The sequence below is a fragment of the Streptomyces tricolor genome (genome assembly GCF_002155905.1).
Lineage (GTDB): Bacteria > Actinomycetota > Actinomycetes > Streptomycetales > Streptomycetaceae > Streptomyces > Streptomyces tricolor.
The window spans coordinates 1-4,430 of the sequence record NZ_MUMF01000616.1; the positions used below are offsets into that span (position 1 = coordinate 1).

The following is a 4,430-nucleotide window of genomic DNA, read 5'->3' on the forward strand; positions in this document are numbered from 1 at the left end:
CCGGATCGACGTCCTGGTCAACAACGCCGGCACGGGCACCATGACCCCGTACCTCGACCTGACCCTGCCGGAGGTGCGCCGGGTCCTGGACGTCGACCTCGTCGGCCCGTTCCTGCTGGGCCAGCGGGCCGCCCGGCGCATGATCCGGCAGGGCGACGGCGGCCGGATCGTCAACGTCACCTCCGTGCACGAGCACCAGCCCCGGGTCGGCGCGGCCCCGTACTGCGCGGCCAAGGGCGGCCTCGGCCTGCTCACCCAGGTGATGGCTCTGGAGCTGGCCGAGTACGGCATCACCGTGAACGCCGTCGCGCCGGGCGAGATCGCCACCCCCATGACCGGCCAGGAGGACACCGACGTGCACACCGAGCGCCGCCCCGGCGTGCCGCTCGGCCGGCCCGGCGACGCCCGCGAGGTCGCCGCCGTGATCGCGTTCCTCGCGAGCCCGGACGCCTCCTACGTCACCGGCGCCTCCTGGAGCGTCGACGGCGGCATGCTGCGCATGGGCCCGCAGGCCGGCTCCCACCTGACCAGCGACGACTGGCGCCGCCCCTGAGGCGCCGGGGAAACCACCGGTGAGAGAGATGAGGCTGCGCACCAGCTCCTGCGATGACCCCGGCTACCGACGCCACCGCTGCGGCCGGGGGTTCCGCTACACCGACGTCGACGGCCGGCCTCTCACCGACCCCGGGCAGCTCGCCCGCATCCGCGCCCTGACCATCCCGCCCGCCTGGCGCGACGTGTGGATCTGCCCCTGGCCGGGCGGCCACCTCCAGGCCGTCGGCACCGACGACGCCGGACGCCGCCAGTACCTGTACCACGAGCAGTTCCGGGCCGAGCAGGAGAAGGCCAAGCACGAGCACGTGCGGCAGGTCGCCCGGGCCCTGCCGGAGCTGCGCGCCCAGGTGGCGCTCGACCTGGCCGGACGCGGACTGAGCCGGCCGCGGGTCACCGCCTGCGCGGTCCGCCTGCTCGACCTCGGCTTCTTCCGTATCGGCAGCGACCGGCACACCCGCACCAGCGAGACCTACGGGCTGACGACCATGCTCTGCGAGCACGTCAGCTGCGGCCGGGGCGAGATCACCTTCAGCTACCCGGCCAAGGGCGGCACCGAGACCGTCCGCGCCCTCGTCGACGAGCAGGCCCACGCGGTGGCCCGCGCCCTGCTGCGCCGCCCGCGCGGCGGCGACCGCTTCCTCGTCTTCCGCGAGCGGGGCAGCTGGCAGGGCCTGCACGGCGACGACCTCAACGAGGCCCTGCGCCGGCTGTCCGGCACCGATGTCACCGCCAAGGACTTCCGCACCTGGCACGCCACCGTGCTGGCCGCCGTCGCGGTCGCCGTGGTGCCGCGCGACGCCCGGGCCACCGAGGCCGCCCGGCGCCGGCAGATCGCCCGGGCGGTCCGCGAGGTCAGCCACTACCTGGGCAACACCCGCGGTGTGCCGGTCGTCGTACATCGATCCAGCGGTGTTCGAGCTGTTCGAGCGGGGCGTGACCGTGGCGCCCGTGCTCACCCGGCTGGGCGAACACGGGTCGTTCGGGCGTCCGGCCACGCAGGGGGCCGTCGAGGCCGCCGTTCTCGATCTTCTGGACGGTGCCGCTGGATGACCCGTCGGCGCGGGTTGCGTTCTACCCTCGATGGCATGACCGAACAAGCAGCTCCCCACATCTCCCATCCGCGGATCCTGGTCCTCGGGGTGTGCCAGGGACGGCACGGCGAGCCGCCCTTCCGGATCATGGAGATCGACGGTCAGGTGGTCGGCGAGGCCAGGACCGTCACGGACGTGCTGGAGACGGCGGCCGCCTACGGCATCCCCATCCACGACCTCGACGACCCGGACGTGGTCCGCTTCGTGGGCGGGGACAAGTACACCTGGACGCTGCACTGACCGGTCGGCGCGGAGGGGTCAGCCGACCGTCCACTTCTGGTTGGCGCCGCCCGTGCAGGTCCAGATCTGCAGCCGGGTCCCGTTGGCGGAGTTGTTGCCGGTGACGTCGAGGCACTTGTTCGCCTGCGGGTTGACGATGTCGTGCGCCCCGGTGACGGTCCACTTCTGGTTGGGGCCGCCGGTGCAGTCCCACAGCTGGACGGTCGAGCCGTCCGCCGTGCCGTTGCCCGTGACGTCCAGGCACTTGCCGAGCGCCCGCAGGGTGCCGTCCGAGCCGACCGTCCACGCCTGCGCCCCCGTGCCGTTGCAGTCGTAGAGCTGGACCGGGGTGCCGTTCGCGGAGCTCGCGCCGGCCACGTCCACGCACTTGCCTGCCAGGCCCCGGATCGGCACCCCGGCGGCGCTGTCGCTCGTCGTCACCGACACCGAGTCCACCACCAGTTGCTGCGGGAACTGCGTGGAGCCGTCGGGGTCGCCGGGCCAGTAGCCGCCGACCGCGAGGTTCAGGATCAGGAAGAACGGCTTGTTGAAGACCCAGGTCTTGCCGCCCAGGTCGGCGGGCGTCCGGCGCTGGTAGACGTTCCCGTCCACCGACCAGGTGATCGAGTCGGGCGCCCAGTCGACGGCGAAGGTGTGGAAGGCGTCCGCGAAGGCCTGCCCGTTCGGCAGGGTGTAGCCCGCGCCTATGCCGCCCGAGCCGGAGTAGCCGGGGCCGTGGATGGTCCCGTGCACGGTCGAGGGTTCGAAGCCGACGTTCTCCATCACGTCGATCTCACCGGAGTCCGGCCAGTTGACCGGTGTGCCGAGCATCCAGAACGCGGGCCACATGCCCTGCCCGCGCGGAATCTTCATGCGCGCCTCGACATGGCCGTACTGCGCGGTGAACTTCCCGGCCGTGTTCAGCCGGGCCGAGGTGTACTGACAGCTGCCGTACCAGCACTGGTAGCCGGCCGGGTTCTCCTTGCGAGCCGTGATCACCAGATGGCCCTGGCCGTCCAGGGCGGCGTTCTTCGTGCCGGAGGTGTAGTACTGCCGCTCGTGGTTGTTGACGTTGTCGCCGGTCTCCAGCGTCCACTTCGAGGAGTCGACGGCGGCTCCGGCCGGCCCGTCGAAGGTGTCGGAGAAGGTGGTGACGGCCGCCGCCGCGGGGGCGGCCGTCCCGGCCTGTGCCGGGCCGACGGCGACCGAACCGACGAGCGCGGCGGACAGGGCGGCGAGCAGACATCTGCGGAGCAGGCGTGGGGAGGCCATGGCTCTCCGTTCACTGTGGGGGGCGGAAGATGTGCGGCTCTTGATTTAAGAGGTGAGATAAGGGGCCGTCAATAGTCTGGTACGGACCTGCTGCCGGCGCTCACCCGTCCGACGGCTCCCGCACCCGCCGGTGCACGCCCCGCCCGAGCCGCCGCCCCAGCAGCAGCCAACCCAGCAGCGCCCCGGCCGTGTTGAGGAGGACGTCGTCGATGTCGAAGGCCCGCCCGGTCACCAGCGCCCCCTGGACCAGCTCCACCATCAGCATCACCAGAGCCGTCAGTGCCGTCACCCGCAGCACGCCCCGGGAGCGCGGCGCGAGGACCGGCACCAGCACCCCGAACGGCACACCCAGCAGCAGGTTCCCGCCGAGCTGCCGGACCGCGTCGCCCAGGGACGCCTGCTCCGCATAGGCCCTGAGCGAGCGCCCCGGGTGCAGATTGCTGTGCGTCAGCGGCACCGACGCGGGGGACGGTTGCAGGGTGATCCGGGCCAGGACGACGGCGAACGCCACCATCGCCGCGAACGCGGCCAGCATCGCCAGCAGCCGGACGGGAAGCGGCAGCGCGTGCCGCGCGGCCCGCGGGCGCACCTCCTCGGCCGGCCGCCGCCTCCGGGCGGTGCGCAGCAACTCCGGCAGCCGCGGGACGGTCCGGGCCATACGGTCCTCCAGTCGTCAACTTCCGCGTTCCGACAGTCGGTTACCCGCACCGCGGCCCGGGATGCCGCCGCCCGGCGGGCACCCCCGGTTTCCGTTCACGCCTCCGGGGCACTCCGGGTGCGGACCCGCGTGCCGCCGCTCCCGCCCGGGTCCGGCGGTGCTTGGATGCTCCCAGCGGCACTCCGGACACATCGCCGCGAACCCGAGCACAGTGGACCGAGGAGGCGCTGCATGACCCGCCGTACGGCCCCGCGCGCGGTCCTCCTCGCCACCGGCGAACTCCTGGCCTGGTGGGCGGCGCTGGCGCTGCTGTGGCTGGTCCTCATCAGCACGGTGGACGCCCTGGAACGGATCGTCGGCGCGAGCTGCGCCGCGCTGGGCGCGGTCCTCGCGCGGGCCGGCCGGCGGGCGGTGACCTGGCGGTGAACGGCTGGATCCTCGCGGCGACCGTCGTCCTCGGCGGCGGAGGCGTGGCCGCCCTGTGGGGCGTGGCCACCGGCCCGCCGGCGCGCCGGGTGATCGCCCAGAACCTGACCACCTCCGTCGTCTGCCCGGCCCTGCTGCTCCTCGCCCAGGGCTACGGCCGCCCGTCCTACGTCGACCTCGCCCTGCTGCTCGCCCTGCTCGGCCCGGTC

The 4,430-nt window shown here is 73.3% G+C and carries 6 protein-coding genes and 1 pseudogene; 5 read left to right on the top strand and 2 right to left on the bottom strand.

Features of this window, described 5'->3' with window-relative positions; translation table 11 throughout:
- The 3 genes and pseudogenes from CCN44_RS35450 to CCN44_RS35460 all read left to right on the top strand — a co-directional run.
- The coding region (locus CCN44_RS35450; RefSeq protein ID WP_086702665.1) for an SDR family oxidoreductase at positions 1–553 on the top strand (553 nt) is incomplete at its 5' end.
- Positions 554–581: 28 nt separating this feature from the next.
- Positions 582–1,605 (top strand): annotated as a pseudogene (locus tag CCN44_RS35455) (DNA topoisomerase IB).
- A 35-nt stretch (positions 1,606–1,640) separates the two neighbouring features.
- The gene (locus tag CCN44_RS35460; RefSeq protein ID WP_059246768.1) at positions 1,641–1,886 is read left to right on the top strand and encodes a hypothetical protein; all 246 of its coding nucleotides are present in this window, start codon (positions 1,641–1,643) and stop codon (positions 1,884–1,886) included.
- An 18-nt stretch (positions 1,887–1,904) separates the two neighbouring features.
- Here the strand turns inward: CCN44_RS35460 and CCN44_RS35465 are convergent, their stop codons facing one another.
- Both CCN44_RS35465 and CCN44_RS35470 read right to left on the bottom strand, forming a co-directional pair.
- Positions 1,905–3,137 (bottom strand): lectin, encoded by a 1,233-nt coding sequence (locus tag CCN44_RS35465; RefSeq protein WP_059246769.1) that lies wholly within the window; start codon positions 3,135–3,137, stop codon positions 1,905–1,907.
- Between the two features lie 100 nt (positions 3,138–3,237).
- Complete coding sequence (locus CCN44_RS35470; RefSeq protein ID WP_189396961.1) at positions 3,238–3,795, bottom strand: VanZ family protein; 558 nt, start codon at positions 3,793–3,795, stop codon at positions 3,238–3,240.
- 231 nt (positions 3,796–4,026) lie between these two features.
- On the opposite strand from CCN44_RS35470, the gene CCN44_RS35475 reads away from it, so the two are divergent.
- Together CCN44_RS35475 and CCN44_RS35480 are read left to right on the top strand one after the other, a co-directional pair.
- Entirely contained in the window at positions 4,027–4,221 is a 195-nt protein-coding gene (locus CCN44_RS35475; protein ID WP_059246771.1) for a hypothetical protein, read from the top strand.
- The coding region (locus CCN44_RS35480; RefSeq protein WP_244204016.1) for a monovalent cation/H+ antiporter complex subunit F at positions 4,161–4,430 on the top strand (270 nt) is incomplete at its 3' end. The genes CCN44_RS35475 and CCN44_RS35480, both read left to right, overlap by 61 nt.